The sequence below is a fragment of the Caballeronia sp. INML1 genome (assembly GCF_023631085.1).
In the GTDB taxonomy this organism is placed as follows: domain Bacteria; phylum Pseudomonadota; class Gammaproteobacteria; order Burkholderiales; family Burkholderiaceae; genus Caballeronia; species Caballeronia turbans.
Window position 1 is genome coordinate 1 of record NZ_JALQDT010000097.1, and the last position, 1,487, is coordinate 1,487.

Consider the following 1,487-nt stretch of genomic DNA (forward strand, 5'->3'; position numbering starts at 1 on the left):
CTAAACGCATGCGATTACACACAAGTCATTCGCCGAGTTCTCGGGCGTACTTGAGGCCGGCGGCGAAATCCGTCACTCGCTGGAGGCCTTGCCAGATGGTTTTGACTCCGGGTTCGCCGTCGCCTTTGCGCGCCAGGAAGCCGCCGAGCATGGCGACCAAGCGCACGACCTCATTCAGACGCGGTGAGTTCTTCGGCGGTTTCTTCTTATTGAGAATGAATGCCGCTCGCCATTCATCTCGCTCGAACAAGAGCGCTGCCTCCAGGTCTGGGCAAGTTCGACCGAGTCGCATCAACCGTGCGATGCGCCATGCCACCACCATGAACAGCGCCAAGGCACGTTCAAGCCTTGCCATCGATGCGAGTTGCAATGCCTCGACCCGACAGCCGTTCTTGAGCACGTGAAAGAAAAGCTCAACCTCCCAGCGCGCGCGGTACCAGTCAATAAGCTGCGCTGCGGCATCAAGGTCGTGCGCCTCGCGGTTACTGAGCAGTCGCCATTCAATCGGCTTGGCGCCCGCCGGCGGGTCGACCTCCCGGGCGACGATGCAAGTGGCACTCACCACGCCGCCGGCAGCATCGGGCAACGCGACACGCTGCGCCCACACCTGCTGTCGTACCGCGCGCGCAGGCTGAGCCTGACGGGCTGCCAGCGTAAATTGAATCCTACCCACTGGCTCACCCGCAGTCACTTTGTCCCATAGCTTGCCGCCGTCAGGCAAGGTGCGATTGTGCTGCGAGCGCAGTAACCAATCCGCCGGATGGCCCAACTCCTTCGCTTTGACCATCAGTGCCATGATGTCCGATTCCCGGTCAGCCACATAGACCAGTCGTGTGGCGGGCAGTGCCGCCGCTTGTTCGGCAATCCGTTCATATCCTTCGGTCCAGCGGGTACTTTCCTTGATGCCGGGGCGCACCCCATCCGCACCCTTGGGCTCGCGTGCCCACATGTAGGCATCAAGCACGCCCAGCGGCTCGCGCGATGGCGTCACCGCGTAAGTCGGATGCAAATACAGCCCGCGTTGAGCTTCATACGACAGCGGACCCAAGCCGGTGATGGTCTGGCCGTTAAAGTCCAACTCCGTGGTGTCCTGGATACATAGCACTACTTCGCAAGCCCGCATCCGTTCGGCCGAGTTCTGCCAATGTGGTGCCATGATGTCGCGCCAGTCCAGCTCCTCTTGCGCCAGGAAGCGGTACGCTGCAGCCGTTTCCGCCCAGCCGCCGCATGCGTTGGGTATGCTTGCCGTCGGCTTCTCCGCAAGCCGCTCAGCCAGTAGCACCGCGCGCTTGTTCAGCCGTTGGTCACCCAAATCAATATCCTTGAATTCTGCTTCTGCCCAGCTCGATTTCTCTCGCGTCATGTGCCGTCCAAAATGCAAGAGTTAACGCCAGTCCGAGAGAGTTTACAACTCCGTCCGCTATGTCATTGACCGTAAACGACTTTTCGCGGCTCGCCACCGCTACGACTTGTGTGTAATGAGGTGG

1 protein-coding gene is annotated in these 1,487 nt (G+C 60.6%); it reads right to left on the reverse strand.

Annotated elements, in window-relative coordinates; all coding sequences use genetic code 11:
• Positions 1-25 precede the first annotated feature (25 nt).
• Positions 26-1,363, reverse strand: a complete 1,338-nt coding sequence (locus tag NCR38_RS33965) for an IS4 family transposase (RefSeq protein WP_284502542.1) — start codon at positions 1,361-1,363, stop codon at positions 26-28.
• Positions 1,364-1,487: the final 124 nt, after the last annotated feature.